Source organism: Agrobacterium tumefaciens (genome assembly GCF_031801495.1).
Taxonomy (GTDB): Bacteria; Pseudomonadota; Alphaproteobacteria; order Rhizobiales; family Rhizobiaceae; genus Agrobacterium; species Agrobacterium tumefaciens_K.
Genome location: NZ_JAOEGC010000002.1, coordinates 2,013,481 through 2,028,143 on the forward strand (window position 1 = coordinate 2,013,481; position 14,663 = coordinate 2,028,143).

11 protein-coding genes are annotated in these 14,663 nt (G+C 58.5%); 8 read left to right on the plus strand and 3 right to left on the minus strand.

Going from position 1 to position 14,663, the window contains the following annotated elements; translation table 11 throughout:
• The first annotated feature begins 116 nt into the window (after positions 1 to 116).
• From lgt to N7578_RS19235, 7 genes are all read left to right on the plus strand, one after another.
• A complete protein-coding gene (gene lgt, locus N7578_RS19205; RefSeq protein WP_311112561.1) occupies positions 117 to 929 on the plus strand; it encodes a prolipoprotein diacylglyceryl transferase in 813 nt (270 codons plus the stop codon).
• A gap of 15 nt (positions 930 to 944) precedes the next feature.
• The gene (locus tag N7578_RS19210; RefSeq protein ID WP_311111822.1) at positions 945 to 2,045 is read left to right on the plus strand and encodes a class I SAM-dependent methyltransferase; all 1,101 of its coding nucleotides are present in this window, start codon (positions 945 to 947) and stop codon (positions 2,043 to 2,045) included.
• A 146-nt stretch (positions 2,046 to 2,191) separates the two neighbouring features.
• Entirely contained in the window at positions 2,192 to 2,986 is a 795-nt protein-coding gene (pgeF, locus tag N7578_RS19215; RefSeq protein WP_311111823.1) for a peptidoglycan editing factor PgeF, read from the plus strand.
• Between the two features lies 1 nt (position 2,987).
• Positions 2,988 to 4,139, plus strand: coding sequence for a Xaa-Pro peptidase family protein (locus N7578_RS19220; RefSeq protein WP_311111824.1), 1,152 nt, complete (start codon positions 2,988 to 2,990; stop codon positions 4,137 to 4,139).
• A gap of 120 nt (positions 4,140 to 4,259) precedes the next feature.
• Positions 4,260 to 4,979, plus strand: coding sequence for a hypothetical protein (locus tag N7578_RS19225; RefSeq protein WP_311111825.1), 720 nt, complete (start codon positions 4,260 to 4,262; stop codon positions 4,977 to 4,979).
• A 220-nt stretch (positions 4,980 to 5,199) separates the two neighbouring features.
• Positions 5,200 to 6,132, plus strand: a complete 933-nt coding sequence (locus N7578_RS19230) for a ribose-phosphate pyrophosphokinase (RefSeq protein WP_311111826.1) — start codon at positions 5,200 to 5,202, stop codon at positions 6,130 to 6,132.
• A gap of 258 nt (positions 6,133 to 6,390) precedes the next feature.
• Positions 6,391 to 8,658 carry a methyl-accepting chemotaxis protein gene (locus tag N7578_RS19235; protein WP_311111827.1) on the plus strand — a complete coding sequence of 756 codons (2,268 nt, stop codon included), beginning with the start codon at positions 6,391 to 6,393 and terminating at the stop codon, positions 8,656 to 8,658.
• Between the two features lie 162 nt (positions 8,659 to 8,820).
• Here N7578_RS19235 and N7578_RS19240 read toward each other — a convergent pair whose 3' ends face one another.
• The 3 genes from N7578_RS19240 to N7578_RS19250 all read right to left on the minus strand — a co-directional run bounded on the left by N7578_RS19240 (position 8,821) and on the right by N7578_RS19250 (position 13,648).
• Positions 8,821 to 10,338, minus strand: coding sequence for an aldehyde dehydrogenase family protein (locus N7578_RS19240; protein WP_311111828.1), 1,518 nt, complete (start codon positions 10,336 to 10,338; stop codon positions 8,821 to 8,823).
• A gap of 184 nt (positions 10,339 to 10,522) precedes the next feature.
• Positions 10,523 to 11,482, minus strand: a complete 960-nt coding sequence (locus N7578_RS19245; RefSeq protein ID WP_311111829.1) for a helix-turn-helix domain-containing protein — start codon at positions 11,480 to 11,482, stop codon at positions 10,523 to 10,525.
• 87 nt (positions 11,483 to 11,569) lie between these two features.
• Entirely contained in the window at positions 11,570 to 13,648 is a 2,079-nt protein-coding gene (locus tag N7578_RS19250; protein ID WP_311111830.1) for a bifunctional diguanylate cyclase/phosphodiesterase, read from the minus strand.
• 288 nt (positions 13,649 to 13,936) lie between these two features.
• Between N7578_RS19250 and N7578_RS19255 the strand changes: the two genes are divergently transcribed.
• The gene (locus N7578_RS19255; protein WP_311111831.1) at positions 13,937 to 14,542 is read left to right on the plus strand and encodes a 50S ribosomal protein L25/general stress protein Ctc; all 606 of its coding nucleotides are present in this window, start codon (positions 13,937 to 13,939) and stop codon (positions 14,540 to 14,542) included.
• The last annotated feature ends 121 nt before the right edge of the window (positions 14,543 to 14,663 follow it).

Sequence of the window (14,663 nt, forward strand, 5' to 3'; positions counted from 1 at the left end):
TCCGGGAAGAAGGTCATTGCAGCCGGAACCTCAAGGCAATGGAAGCATTCTGTTGTCAGCAACAGCAACGATGACGGAATATACGATTGTCAGCCGCAGCAGCCTACCTTGCCATCATGCCGTTTCCCAATATCGACCCGGTGGCGCTTTCCATCGGCCCTCTGGCGATTCACTGGTACGGCATCGCCTACGTTGTCGGCATCATGCTGGGCTGGTCCTACGCCCGCCGTCTGAGCAGAACGGAGCATCTCTGGCCAAAAGGCGCCTCCCCGATTACCGCGCAGCATCTGGATGACTTCATCCTGTGGGCTGCCGCCGGTATCGTTCTGGGCGGGCGCATCGGCTACATCCTTTTTTACGACCTCCCGTCCGTCGCCGCCAATCCGATGCGAGCGCTCGAAATCTGGAACGGCGGCATGTCGTTTCATGGCGGCCTGATCGGCACGACCTTGGCGATGATCCTGTTTGCGCGCAAGAACGGCATTCCGATCTGGAGCATGTTCGATATCGTCGCCGCCGTCGCCCCTATAGGCCTGTTTTTCGGCCGTGTCGCGAATTTCATCAATGGTGAGTTGTGGGGCCGTATCTCCGATGCTCCGTGGGCTGTCGTATTCCCGACAGGCGGACCTTTCGCCCGTCATCCGAGCCAGCTTTACGAAGCCGGTCTTGAGGGACTTCTGCTGACCGCCGTGCTGGCTGTGGCGATCTACGTCTTCAAGGCACTGAAATCGCCGGGCCTTGTCACCGGCATATTTGTCGCCGGTTATGCGGCCTCGCGCATCTTCGTTGAGTTCTTCCGCGAGCCGGACGCCCAGATCGGTTATCTGGCAGGCAACTGGCTGACCATGGGCATGGTTTTGTCCACACCGATGTTCCTGCTGGGCCTTTGGGCGGTCATCCGCGCCCGCAGCGCCGCAGGCCGTGCGTAACGGGGATGCCCTGCCATGACGACACCGCTTGCGCGACGCATCAAATCCATGATCCGCCTGAATGGTCCGCTGAGCGTAACGGACTTCTTCTCGCTCTGCCTCGCTGATCCGGAACACGGCTACTACAAGAGCCGCGAGCCGTTCGGGCGATCGGGAGACTTCATCACCGCGCCGGAAGTGAGCCAGCTTTTCGGCGAAATGCTTGGCGTGTTCATCGTTCACGCCTGGCAACGTCACGGCGCACCCACCGCTGCGAGACTGGTGGAAATCGGCCCCGGTCGCGGCACGATGATGTCGGACATATTACGCGTCGTTCGCCGAATTGCCCCGCCGCTTTACGAAACGATGCAGGTTCACCTGGTGGAAACCAGCCCCCGCCTGACGACGATCCAGAAAGAGACACTGGCGACCCATGGCGGCAAGATCGCGTGGCATGGAAGCTTCGATGAGGTGCCCGAAGGCTTCCTGCTTCTCGTTGCCAACGAATTGTTCGATGCCATTCCGATCCGGCAGTTTGTCAGGACTGCACAGGGTTTTCGCGAACGCGTCGTCAGTCTGGATGCCGATGACAACCTCGCATTCTCGGTCGGCGTTTCGGGGATAGATCCCGGCCTTCTGCCGCCCTTCCCCGAACGGCAGCCGATTGGCACGATCGTCGAGGTATCGCCTGCCCGCGAAGCTGTGATGACCGCCATCTGCCAGCGCCTCAGCGCCAGTGGCGGCACAGCGCTTGCCATCGACTATGGCCATCTGGTTTCTGGCTACGGCGATACGCTGCAGGCCATGCGCAACCATGCCTTCGATCCGGTGCTGGCTAGTCCGGGTGAAGCAGACCTGACAAGCCATGTGGACTTCGAAAGCCTCGTCAAAACCGCCGAGGCAAACGGCGTTCACGTCAACGGCAGTCTGCGGCAGGGAGACTTCCTTTATGGCCTCGGACTGAAGGAGCGCGCTGCAGCACTTGCCGCCAAGGCAGACCCCGATCAGACGCTTGCAATCGCCGAAGCGGTCAACCGTCTGGCGGGCGAAGGAGCCGGCAAGATGGGGGAACTTTTCAAGGTGATTGCCGTTTCAAGCCCGGCGCTTCATCTTCTTCCGTTTCGACCGGTGGATTGACAGCGCGAACAAGTCTGGGCCACCATTACCCGCAAAACGAAGCAGGCGAACGACGTCAGTTCAAGAAACGCCGTGCCGACAGGAAACATCTCGCTAACCGCATTCCCACTGCAAAACAGCGACATTCTCCAAGGAATTTCAAAACCATGCAGAACGAAACGCTGCCGCTCCCCATCCAGAGCCCCCTGCTGTCGTCGCTACCCGGCAACAGGGTCAGACACGGATTCTTTACGCGACACGGCGGAGTTTCGGCAGGCATCTACCAAGGCCTCAACGTCGGCCTAGGGTCGAATGACGAGCCTGATCTGGTCAAGGAAAACAGACGCCGTGTCGCAGAATGGTTTGGCCTGCCGACAGAACGCCTTGCCACCGTGCACCAGATCCATTCCCCCGATGTCGTCGTAGTCGACGAAAACTACATGGGCGATCGGCCGCAGGCAGACGCCATGGTCACGGCAACACCGGGAATTGTGCTAGGCGTGCTGAGTGCGGATTGCGGTCCCATCCTGTTTGCCGATACGGAAGCAGGTGTGGTTGGCGCTGCACATGCCGGATGGAAGGGCGCGTTGTTCGGCGTGCTGGAAAACACAATCGCCGCGATGGAACGACTGGGAGCCAAACGCGAACGCATCGTCACCTCACTCGGCCCTTCGATCAGCCAGGCCAATTACGAAGTCGGCCCGGAATACGTGAACCGGTTCATAGAAATCGATCCCGGCTACGCATGCTATTTCTCAGCAGCTGAAAAAGACGGACATGCTTTTTTTGACCTGAAGCAGTTCACCGTGGACCGTCTGGTCACGGCGGGTGTCAGGGCGGAAAACCTCGGCCTCTGCACCTATCCAGACGAAGACCGGTTCTTTTCCTATCGCCGCACCACCCATCGCGCCGAGCCCGATTACGGACGGCAGATTTCCGCTATTGCAGTTGTGGAGGATTGATATGGCCCTGCATTTCGAGCCCTCGGAGTTCGAGGCGCGCCGCGAGCGGCTGACCACGAAAATGGCGGAAGAAAAGCTGGATGCCATGCTGCTGTTTGCACAGGAAAGCATGTACTGGCTGACCGGCTACGATACGTTCGGCTACTGCTTTTTCCAGACGCTGGTGGTGAAGGCCGATGGCTCCATGACGCTTCTGACGCGGGCTGCGGATCTGAGACAGGCACGGAACACCTCCACCATAGAAAATATTGTGGTCTGGGTAGACCGGCCGAATGCCGATCCGACGCTCGACCTGAAGAACCTTCTGAGTGACCTCGACCTGCTCGGTGCCCGGATAGGCATCGAATACGACACCCACGGCATGACCGGCCGCGTGGCGCGTCTCATCGACAACCAGCTCGCCAGCTTCGGCCAGATCATCGACGCCTCCTATCTCGTGAGTACGTTGCGGCTCACCAAAAGCCCGGCCGAAATCGCCCACGTCAGACGCGCGGCCGAAATGGCGGACGACGCCCTTGATGCCGCTCTGAAGATCATCCGTCCTGGCGCTGACGAAGCCGATATCCTCGCTGCGATGCAGGGTGCGATACTCGCCCGCGGTGGCGACTATCCCGCCAATGAGTTCGTCATCGGCTCTGCCGCGGATGCATTGCTCTGCCGCTACAAGTCGGGACGCCGCAAGCTCGACTCGACCGATCAGCTGACGCTGGAATGGGCGGGTGTCAGCGCTCATTATCATGCCGCGATGCTGCGCTCGGTGGTGATCGGCGAGCAGGATTTCCGGCAGAAGGAGCTTTACAGCGCCTGCCTGCAGAACCTGACCGCCATAGAGGATGTCCTGCGCCCCGGCAGCAGCTTCGGCGATGTTTTCGACGTTCATGCCCGTATCATGGACGAGCGCGGACTGACCCGCCACCGCCTCAATTCCTGCGGCTATTCGCTCGGCGCGCGTTTCTCGCCCTCTTGGATGGAACATGAGATGTTCCTGGCGGGCAATCCGCAGGCAATTGAAAAGGATATGACGCTCTTCGTCCACATGATCGTGATGGATTCCGATTCCGGTTTCGCGATGACGCTGGGCCAGACCTACCTCACGACGGACGGCGCGCCGCATCCTCTGTCGCGTCACGGCCTCGATCTTCTCACGGCGTGATTCCCCTCCGCCAGGGCCGATTTGAACCGGCAGACGGGCCTGTTTGACATGAGGGGAAAACCCGCCATACATTGCCGCATCCTGAAAGAACATGGAGCGGAACATGAGAGGCAGCGTCATATGAGCCGGACAAGGCTCATTCTCGTCATTCCGGCACTGGCCCTCATGCTGTCGGCCTGCAACACCACGGAAGCCCTTACCCCGCAGGTCGATGTCGGCCACGGTGGACCACAATCGACACCGGTAACACAGGGCGATCTCGACCAGATGGCCGCCGCAGCCGACAGGGCGCCGGCAGGTTCGCCCGCAACCGCGACATCGGTTCCATCCTACGCTCCGCAGAATACCCTTCAGGCACAGGCTCAGGCGCTTTCGAACGGCAACCAGTTTGGCCAGCCCCTTGGACAGAGTGACAACCAGCCGCTGCCGCCACCGGTGCAGCAACAGACCGCATCACTGGCCCCTACCTCGACAGGCACGTCCATCCGCTTCTTGCCGATCATCGGCGCCCCCGTACAGGCAGTCACGCCGCTTTCCCGTCAGCTGGGTGCGGAAGCACGCGCCAAGGGATTGACCATCCGCGCCTCGAACGACAATTCCGCGGAAAATATCCTGAAAGGTTATTTTTCGGCATTCGCCGATGGCGGCAAGGTGAGCGTGGTCTACGTGTGGGATGTGCTGGATGCAAACGGCGCACGTCTCCACCGTATTCAGGGACAGGACAGCGTACCGGCAAGAGGCAGCGACCCGTGGTCTGCCGTGGACGACCGGACGATGCAGGACATTGCGGCAAAAACGCTCAACGAGTACGTCACATGGAAGCAGGCGCAACGGGGATGAGGCAGCAAAACCGGGCAAGTCGCAAAGATTTCACGAAAATCATTGGGAAAGCATGGAGTCCTCTTGCAATCGGAGGCAACAGCGCTATTAAGGCGCGCATGGCAATAGGGCGTGTCCGGCAAAGGTTTCTCAGCCGGGTATTCCTCCCCTTGAACGACGCGTGGCGACGGAAAATCATATTCCCGAACCGTAGGCGATGGCATGGAAACAGGCGGCCGCAATGAAGGTTTTCGCAGGCAATTCGAACCGGCATCTCGCCGAAGCGATCTGCAAGTATCTCAACGTTCCTCTAGGAAATGCCACTGTAAAGCGGTTTGCTGACCAGGAAATATTCGTAGAAATCGGGGAAAACGTGCGCGGCGAGGACGTCTTCGTCGTCCAGTCCACTTCTTTCCCGGCAAACGATCATCTGATGGAACTGCTCATCATGATCGATGCCATGCGCCGCTCTTCGGCAAAGCGCATCACGGCCGTTCTTCCCTACTTCGGTTACGCCCGTCAGGACCGCAAGGCTGGACCGCGCACACCGATTTCCGCCAAGCTCGTCGCCAACCTGATCACCGAAGCCGGTGCTGATCGCGTTCTGACGCTTGATCTTCACGCTGGACAGATCCAGGGCTTTTTCGACATTCCGACCGATAACCTTTTCGCCGCGCCGATCCTGGCCCGTGACGTGAAGGAACATTACGACACCAACAACGTCGTTGTGGTTTCACCGGATGTTGGCGGCGTGGTCCGTGCCCGTGCGTTGGCCAAGCGCATCGACTGTCTTCTGGCAATCGTTGACAAGCGCCGTGACCGTCCGGGTGAATCCGAAGTCATGAACGTCATCGGCGATGTCTCCGGCAAGGACTGCATCCTCATCGATGATATCGTCGATTCCGGCGGCACGCTGTGCAATGCTGCAGAAGCGCTGCTGAAAAAGGGCGCAACCAGTGTTACCGCCTATATCACCCACGGCGTTCTTTCCGGCGGTGCCGTTGCCCGCGTTGCATCCTCGAAGCTGCGCGAACTTGTCATAACCGACAGCATCCAGCCGACAACCGGCGTTCAGTCCGCGCACAATATCCGCGTCGTCACCACGGCAAGCCTGCTGGGTGAAGCGATCAACCGTACCGCTCAGGAAGAGTCCGTTTCCGGCCTGTTCGACTGATACAGCGAACTGCAATCTAGAACTCAAAGGCGGTTGTCACAACGATGACCGCCTTTTTTGTTGCCTTTGCCTGACAGGCCGCCCGCCCGTTCCATGCGCACGTCACGTTCACGCTGACCGGCTGATACAGATAACGGGCATCACATAATATTTCGCGGAAAACGCGAAATATAGTCGTACCATTCCCCGAAAATTTAACGCGTCCGTAAACAATTGTTGCGACGTTCCGGTCACGTTTTTTTGGGGAGAGGAAACACGATGCCCGGCACGATTCCGTCCAATGGCAAGATCAAGTCATTGTCGATAAAAGCAAAGTTTGCAGCACTCGTTACAGGCGCAACCTTGATTTCCTGTTTGTCTGTGGGGCTGATTTCCTATCAGATCGGCAAGGCAGGCTTGATCGACGCCAGCACGATACGGCTTGAGACGGTTGCAGGAAACCAGTCGAAACAGCTCGACGCCTACACCTTGCGCGTCGAACAAAGCATTGCCGAACTGTCGCAGAACTCCGCGATAGCGCAAGCCGCCGAGACGATGACAAACATCATCCCCAGCGAAATGGATGCCGTCGTTCAGGCGTTCCGCCGTGATGGCGTTTCCGAGGAGGAACGCGCCTCATTCGACGGTACGGGTCTGAAGCTGCTTTATGCCATCCAGCATGCAACGATCAACGGTACGATCGCCAGCGTATGGCGCAACACCAAGGTCAGCGATATTTACGTCATCGACAAGAATGGCCTCATCATCTACTCGGTGACCAAGGGCAAGAACTTCCTCACCAACATTTCCGAACCGCAGAACAAGCCCATCAAGGAGCTTTATGATCGTGTCTCTGCGGGCAAGGACGGCATCATAACGACTGCAGGATTCAGCGGTCAGGGAACGGAAGAGTCGGCCTTCGTCGGCATGCCTCTCGCAGTCTCGAACTGGGGCCAGATACAACGCAAGGGCGTTGTCATCATGCGCGTATCGGCAGATCGCGTCGGTACGATCGTCACACCGGAAGAAACGGGCAAGAGCATCGATGATGCGCTTCTCCTCAGCACCGATGGTACACGCCGCGCAGGTGTGCTGTCAGGCGGAGCGGGCGCCATTGTTCCCGAAAGCCTTGCCACCCTCTCCGGCTCGACAGACGCTGGAACGGTCGTGGCAAAGACGCCCTCGGGCAACATGTTCTACGCCTATCGCCCGGTCACGGTTTTCGGCCAGAAGCACATGCTTGCAATCGGCCAGCAGGAAGGCACGGTTCTCGCCGCGGCCAACAACCTTGCCTTCTGGGCGACGCTGGCAACACTCGCCGTTCTCGCAGCAATGACGCTGGTCGGCGTCATCGTTTCCGCCGGTCTCACCAAGCCGCTGACCGGCCTTGCAGAACTCATGGAACGCCTGAACGGCGGTGAAAACAACATCGAGATCAAGGCCGTCGCACGCGGTGACGAAATCGGCGTGATGGCACGGGCGCTCGAATCCTTCCGTCAGGGCATCCTCGACAAGCTGCGCATGGAAGACGAGGCCGCCCGCAAGGGTGAGGAACTCGATGAAGAACGTGCCCAGCGCGAAATGGAAAAGGCAAGAAGCGCCAGGGAACTGGAAGAAGCCGTCAGCGCGCTGGCAAAGGGTCTTGCCAATCTTTCCAACGGCCGCCTTGACCTGCGCATCGAAAAGGCATTCGTTCCTTCGCTCGACCATCTGCGCGTCGACTTCAACAACTCGGTAGCCGGTCTGGAAGCGACGATCGCCAATATCGATCACAGCGCGAGTGCAATCCGCGCAGGATCGAGCGAACTCAAGAGCGCTTCGGAAGATCTGTCGAGACGCACGGAACGACAGGCTGCGGCCCTTGAAGAAGCGGCAGCCGCTCTGGGTGACATGACGCAGGCCGTCAACAGCTCCCTGTCACGCTGCAATGTCGCCGTCGAAGCGACCGCCGGCACCATGCAGGACGCACACAAGTCGACAGCCGTGGTCAAGGAAGCCATCATTGCCATGGAGCGGATCGAGACTTCGTCGTCCAAGATCCGCCAGATCATCGACGTCATCGATCAGATCGCGTTCCAGACCAATCTTCTGGCGCTCAATGCGGGCGTCGAGGCCGCGCGTGCCGGAGAAGCAGGCAAGGGCTTTGCCGTCGTCGCGCAGGAAGTGCGTGAACTCGCGCAGAAATCCGCAGCCGCGGCCCGTGATATCACACAGCTGATCGCGACCTCGGCAGGCGACGTGGAAAGCGGCGTCGCGCTCGTCCTCAGGACGGGCGACAGCCTGGAACAGATCCAGAGCCGCATCCAGTCGGTCAACGAGCAGATCGTTGCCATCGCCGCAGCCTCCCGCGAACAGTCTGGTCGCCTTGGCGAGATCAATGCATCGGTCAACGAACTCGATCAGGTCACACAGCAGAACGCGGCGATGGTTGAGGAAACAACCGCCTCGGCCTTTTCGCTGGCAAGCGAAGCAGACGGCCTGACACAGCAGGTCGGCCAGTTCTCCGTCGGTTCGGGCCACAACGTCGAACGGCGTTATGCGGCCTGACCGCCTGCCCTTCAATAAATGAATGAATGAAAGAGGCCGGACGCTTTCGTGTCCGGCCTCTTTCATTCGGGCAGGGAACAGTATTTCTTGAGCCGGGCTCCCAGGAGCGTTGATCCCCTGGGAGCTTGCCGGCGACCATCGCCGCCGGCCCCGGGGAGGAGATCAGAAGAACCCAACCTTGTTCGGGCTGTAGGAAACAAGCAGGTTCTTGGTCTGCTGATAGTGGTCGAGCATCATCTTGTGCGTTTCGCGACCGATACCCGACTGCTTGTAGCCACCGAAAGCCGCACCTGCCGGATAGACATGGTAGCAATTGGTCCAGACACGTCCGGCCTCGATACCGCGACCGGCGCGATAGGCAACGTTGGTGTCCCGGCTCCAGACGCCAGCGCCGAGCCCGTAAACCGTGTCATTGGCGATTTCCAGCGCCTCTTCCACCGTTTTGAACGTCGTGACCGAAACCACGGGCCCGAAGATTTCCTCCTGGAAAACCCGCATCTTGTTGTTGCCTTCGAAGACCGTCGGCTGAATGTAGAAACCGTCTTTCAGATTGCCGGAAAGCGACTTCTTGTCACCACCGGCAAGCACTTTCGCGCCCTCTTTCTTGCCGATTTCCAGATAGCTCATGATCTTGTCGAACTGCTCCTGCGAAGCCTGTGCGCCGATCATGGTGGAAGCGCTGAGAGGGTCATCCTGTGTGATGGCCGCAACACGCTTGAGCGCCTTTTCCATGAAGCGATCATAGATCGATTCATGCACGAGAGCACGCGATGGGCATGTGCAGACCTCACCCTGATTGAGCGCGAAGAAGGCGAAACCTTCAAGTGCCTTGTCGAGGAAGGCATCGTCTTCGTTCATCACGTCGGCGAAGAAAATGTTCGGCGACTTGCCACCCAGTTCCAGCGTGATGTTCGTGACGTTGTCGGCCGCATAACGCATGATTTCCTTGCCCACCGAGGTTGAACCGGTGAAGGCGATCTTGGCGATGCGGTTGCTTTGTGCCAGCGGCTTGCCAGCTTCCGTGCCGAGGCCGTTGACGATGTTGACGACGCCCGGCGGCAGCAGATCTTCGATCAGCTCCATCACAACCAGAATGGACGCAGGCGTCTGTTCGGCGGGCTTCAGCACCACGCAGTTACCGGCAGCAAGAGCCGGAGCAAGTTTCCATGCAGCCATCAGGATCGGGAAATTCCAGGGAATGATCTGGCCGACGACACCGAGCGGCTCATGGAAGTGATAGGCAACGGTGTCGTTGTCGATCTGACCGATCGAGCCTTCCTGGGCGCGAATGGCGCCTGCGAAATAACGGAAGTGGTCGATCGTCAGCGGAATATCGGCATTCGTCGTTTCACGCAGCGGCTTGCCGTTGTCCCATGTTTCCGCGCGGGCAATGACATCGAGATTGTCTTCGATACGCTGTGCGATCTTGAGCAGGATATTGGAGCGTTCGGTAACGCTCGTCTTGCCCCATTTTTCTCTCGCCTTGTGGGCGGCATCGAGTGCGAGCTCGATATCTGATGCATCGGAACGAGGAACTTCGCAGATTTTCTGCCCTGTTACCGGCGACAGGTTATCCATGTAACGGCCGGATTTCGGCTCCACCCATTTGCCGCCGACATAGTTGCCGTATTTGAGCTTGAACGGCGCTTCACCGGCCTTGTGCTGAACCTGTATATTCATGCTTTCATCCTCCCTGATGAAAAACGGCCCGCAGCGGACCGCATGGAAGGAAGATGAGCGCCTATCACGGCATTTGATAGGGGGAGACCAAGGTTCCGCACCGCACACTGTTTCACATCTGCGACAAAGCGGCCATACAGGAGAACGCGTGGCCGCTCCGGTGTTTCAAACGGAATTCAGAGTGTCAGTGAACCGAGAGCTTCTTCATCTTGCGATGCAGTGTGGCGCGGCTGATGCCAAGCAAGGACGCCGCCTGCGTGACATTACCGTTGGTGCGTGAAAGAACGCGGCGCAACGCCGCGCGCTCCGCCTCGGCGAGATCGGAACCACCGTCGTGTCGCTGCTCATGAAGCACGTCGGAAGCGGGCACACCCTGCGCGATCCGCCCATCATCCAGCTTGAGCGCAATTCTCGCCGCACGCGTAGCGCCCAGCACCAGATCGTCCTGATCGACGGCAAGCAGCGACAGCGCAGCGCTCGATGCCGACGGCACGATAACGATGCGAGCTCCGGGAAAGGCGCGGCGGAACAGATTGCCTTCGATCCGCTGCGCGGCATCCTTCACTGCCTGCGTCACGAAGGAAAACGTCATTTCATCGATATCGTGACGGCAGGTCGAGATGTCGAGTGCACCCGTCACCCTGCCGGTATGATCGCGAATCGGCGCGGTCGTGCAGCTCAGCTGTATGTTGGACGTAAAGAAATGCTGGTCGCGATAGACCACCACCGACCGCTCGTCGACGAGCGCCGTGCCAATGCCGTTCGTGCCCACACTCTGTTCACTCCATACGGCACCGGACCAGAGGCCGAGCGCCCGGAAATCACGGTCGTCACCAGCGGCACCGCGTCTTTCCAGCGCAACACCTTCGGCATCGGTAAGGAGCAGGCAGCAACCGGATCTGCCGACGCTGTGGAAGATACGGTCAAGTTCTTCGGTACTTTCGGCGATAAGACCGGCCGCACTTTCACGCGCACGGCGGAATTCGCTCTCGGTCAGGAAAAGCGGCTTGCGGTTTTCCTCCGGTGCGAGGTGATGTTTGACCATGCAACGGCGCCATGAGGCGACAATTGGAGAACTTGCGGCTGCGGAACGATGGCGCGCGATTTCGTACACGCGGTCTGCATGGGCAAGATCAGTTGGCATGCGCTCCTCCCAAAGCTTTTCGGGCAATGTGCGCTGTAACCCCTCATGTTTCAATTAAAAACTTTGCCATGAGCAGTCCCGGATAGCTCAAGCCGGAACGAGATGTCGAAAGTCCTCGACGTCCATCATTTCTTCGGAGGATTCTGGCAGATCCTGTACGAGGCCAGCGATGGAGGTAAGCGGCTCCGGTTTTCCGAAGAAGAACCCCTGTACCTGAAGGCATCCCTCGCGTCGCAGAAATTCGATATGCGCCTCAGTCTCAACCCCTTCCGCCAGCACGGGGATTTTGAGGCTCTGCGCAAGAATAAGCGTCGACCGGACGATTGCCTCGGACTGCACGTTTGCCGACAGACCGTCGATGAAAGCGCGGTCGATCTTGATCTTGTCGAAGGGAAAACTCTGCAATGTGGAGAGCGACGAATAGCCGGTACCATAGTCGTCCATTGCGATTTTCAAGCCCAGCGCTTTCAGCTTGCGGATGGTGGTCAAAGCGTGCCGGTGATCGGCAATGATGCTGCTTTCCGTAATCTCCAGCTCGAGCCTTTCCGGCGCCAGACCGGTTTCGTTCAGGATTCTGCCAACCTTCTCGGGAAAATCGTTATCCGCCAGCTGTTGAGGCGCCACGTTCACGGCAACCGACAGGTTTTTTCTCCAACGCGCGGCCTGCATGCACGCCTCGCGCAGCACCCATTCGCCGAGATCGACAATAAAGCCGTTCTGTTCGGCTATAGGGATGAACTCGGCGGGAGATATCATTCCGCGCGTCGGGTGCTTCCAGCGTAGAAGCGTTTCGAAGCCGACAATACGGCCCGTATCGGTATCGTTTTGCTGCTGGTAATAGAGTTCGAACTCGTTGTTCTCCAGCCCTTTGCGCATGGCGAATGCAAGCGCATTGCGCTCACGCGCAGCATCATCCATCGACTTGTCGTAAAAGCAGATCCTCTCGGCGTCACCGTTCTTCGCCCTGTACATCGCGACGTCCGCCTGCGCGATCAGGGTATCTGCATTGATGGCATTGCCGTTGCGAACCGATATGCCCACACTCGCCCCGACAACCAGTGCATGCCCGTTCCACTCAACGGACATATTGATCTGGTCGATGAGGCGCTGGGCGAACTCTGCCCCATCCGCACGGTTATAGTAGACCGTCGTCAAGGCAACAAACTCGTCGCCGCCCATGCGTGCCAGAAATTCATGCGGCTTCAGGACGGAACTCGCCCTGTCGGCAACCATCCGCAGAACAGCATCGCCAGCAGCATGACCGTGTACGTCGTTGATCTCCTTGAAACGGTTGAGATCGATGGACAGCAACGCGATATGGCCGCTTTTCGAACCGTCGCGGGTCAACCGGTTCAGATGTTCCATGAATGCAGAACGGTTCGGAATACCGGTCAGCGGATCATGCATCGAAAGATGGCGGTATCTCGCCATGGCCTGTTGCGTCGATTGTGCGTCGATAACATAGGTCGACAGACCTAGCGCAAGAAGCAGTACGGTGGCAGCGATTGCCCCTCCTCCCATCAGGGCGGGAGGAATCAGGCTTTCCTCAATGATGATCCTGGGATCGAACACGAACGACATCGAGGCCATGCCGGTATAGTGCGTGGAGGCGATCGCCAGAATCAGAAATATGACCGCGGAATGCTTGCAGAACCCGTTGAAGGGGCGCGCGATGCGGTTGAAAGCGAGAGCGCAAAAAACTGCGCCCAGAATCAGGGACGCAACGACATAGCTCTTGTTCCACTGAATGATGCCCTGAACATTGTAGGCTGCCATGCCGGTATAATGCATCGCCCCGATACCGAGGCCAGCGATCATGCCGCCAGCCTCCACAAAAGCGCTTCGGCCAGCATAGGACGAAATGCCAAGACCGGCCGTCATCGTCACGATGGCGATCAGAAGCGAAAGCCCTGTCAGCTCTGCATCGTATCCCACTGTTCCGGCAGCGATGTAACCGAGCATCGCCACGAAGTGCGTGGTCCAGATCGTTGCGCCGCCATTGACGCCCGCCAGAAACAGCCAGCTGACTTTCTGCACGCCCGAGGCGATCCTCACGCGCGAAAAAAGCCTCATCGTCACGAAGCTGCCCAAGAGGCACACGAGCACAGCGGCAGCCGTATAGCGGAAATCGTGATCGACAACGAGGCAGTTCAGGATCAGAAGCATTGTAGTCTTGCACCAGCGGAATATCGGCGGAGACTTAGCATTCCTCAAGTTTTCACTTGGTTTATGCATATGGCTAAGCATCGATTAAGAAACAACGCGGGATCGAACGGGTCGGGCTCGAATTGATGCCGCGCGATCCGGTCTTGTCATTGAGGCTCTTTTGTACTATAGCGCCCGCACCCGTGCAGACACCCTTGGAGGCAACGCGGGCGGGATGACCACATCGTCATCTCCAGTTCAGGCCGAAAACTGGCATGAACTCTCCATATAACCTCGAAAGGAAATGCCATGAGCAAAGAATCGTATGAGCTCAAGGCCGAGGCGCGCGAACGAGTTGGTAAGGGGTCCTCTCGTGAACTTCGCCGCAACGGTTTGATTCCCGCTGTCATCTACGGTGACAAGAAGGCCCCAATTTCTATCGCCCTGTCGACCAAGGAAGTAACCCAGCGCATTCACGCTGGCGGCTTCATGACGACGATTGCGACCATCGACTTCAACGGCCAGAAGATCAAGGTTCTGCCGAAGGACTATCAGCTCGATCCGGTCCGCGACTTCACAATGCACGTCGACTTCCTGCGCGTTTCGGGCAATGCCCTGGTGAACGTTGAAGTTCCGGTTCACTTCGTCAACGAAGAAAAGTCGGACATCAAGATCGGCGGCGTTCTGAACATCGTTCGTCACTCGGTCGAATTCCACTGCCCGGCAAACGAAATCCCGGAATTCATCACGGTTGATCTCGCTGGCCTCAAGATCGGCGACAGCGTTCATATCTCGAACGTCAAGCTGCCGAAGAACGTCACGCCGGTTATCGCTGACCGCGACTTCACCGTTGCAACGATCGTTGCTCCGGCTGGCGGCGTTGCAGAAGCTTCCGAAGAAGCTGCCAGCGAATAATCGACGGACCGCAAGGTCCAGGATCGATCAGCACATTGAAACCCGTTCCGTTCGCGGAGCGGGTTTTTTGCGTTTTGTGAACCTTAACGCCGAAACCTGTTGCCAACCCGGGGTGATCGTG

What these genes read in the sequence shown, in the direction of transcription:
- N7578_RS19240 (WP_311111828.1), bottom strand. Translation starts at nt 10,338, where the DNA reads ATGAATATACAGGTTCAGCACAAGGCCGGTGAAGCGCCGTTCAAGCTC.
- lgt (WP_311112561.1), top strand. Translation starts at nt 117, where the DNA reads ATGCCGTTTCCCAATATCGACCCGGTGGCGCTTTCCATCGGCCCTCTG.
- N7578_RS19255 (WP_311111831.1), top strand. Translation starts at nt 13,937, where the DNA reads ATGAGCAAAGAATCGTATGAGCTCAAGGCCGAGGCGCGCGAACGAGTT.
- N7578_RS19245 (WP_311111829.1), bottom strand. Translation starts at nt 11,482, where the DNA reads ATGCCAACTGATCTTGCCCATGCAGACCGCGTGTACGAAATCGCGCGC.
- N7578_RS19225 (WP_311111825.1), top strand. Translation starts at nt 4,260, where the DNA reads ATGAGCCGGACAAGGCTCATTCTCGTCATTCCGGCACTGGCCCTCATG.
- N7578_RS19230 (WP_311111826.1), top strand. Translation starts at nt 5,200, where the DNA reads ATGAAGGTTTTCGCAGGCAATTCGAACCGGCATCTCGCCGAAGCGATC.
- N7578_RS19235 (WP_311111827.1), top strand. Translation starts at nt 6,391, where the DNA reads ATGCCCGGCACGATTCCGTCCAATGGCAAGATCAAGTCATTGTCGATA.
- N7578_RS19220 (WP_311111824.1), top strand. Translation starts at nt 2,988, where the DNA reads ATGGCCCTGCATTTCGAGCCCTCGGAGTTCGAGGCGCGCCGCGAGCGG.
- pgeF (WP_311111823.1), top strand. Translation starts at nt 2,192, where the DNA reads ATGCAGAACGAAACGCTGCCGCTCCCCATCCAGAGCCCCCTGCTGTCG.
- N7578_RS19210 (WP_311111822.1), top strand. Translation starts at nt 945, where the DNA reads ATGACGACACCGCTTGCGCGACGCATCAAATCCATGATCCGCCTGAAT.
- N7578_RS19250 (WP_311111830.1), bottom strand. Translation starts at nt 13,648, where the DNA reads ATGCTTCTGATCCTGAACTGCCTCGTTGTCGATCACGATTTCCGCTAT.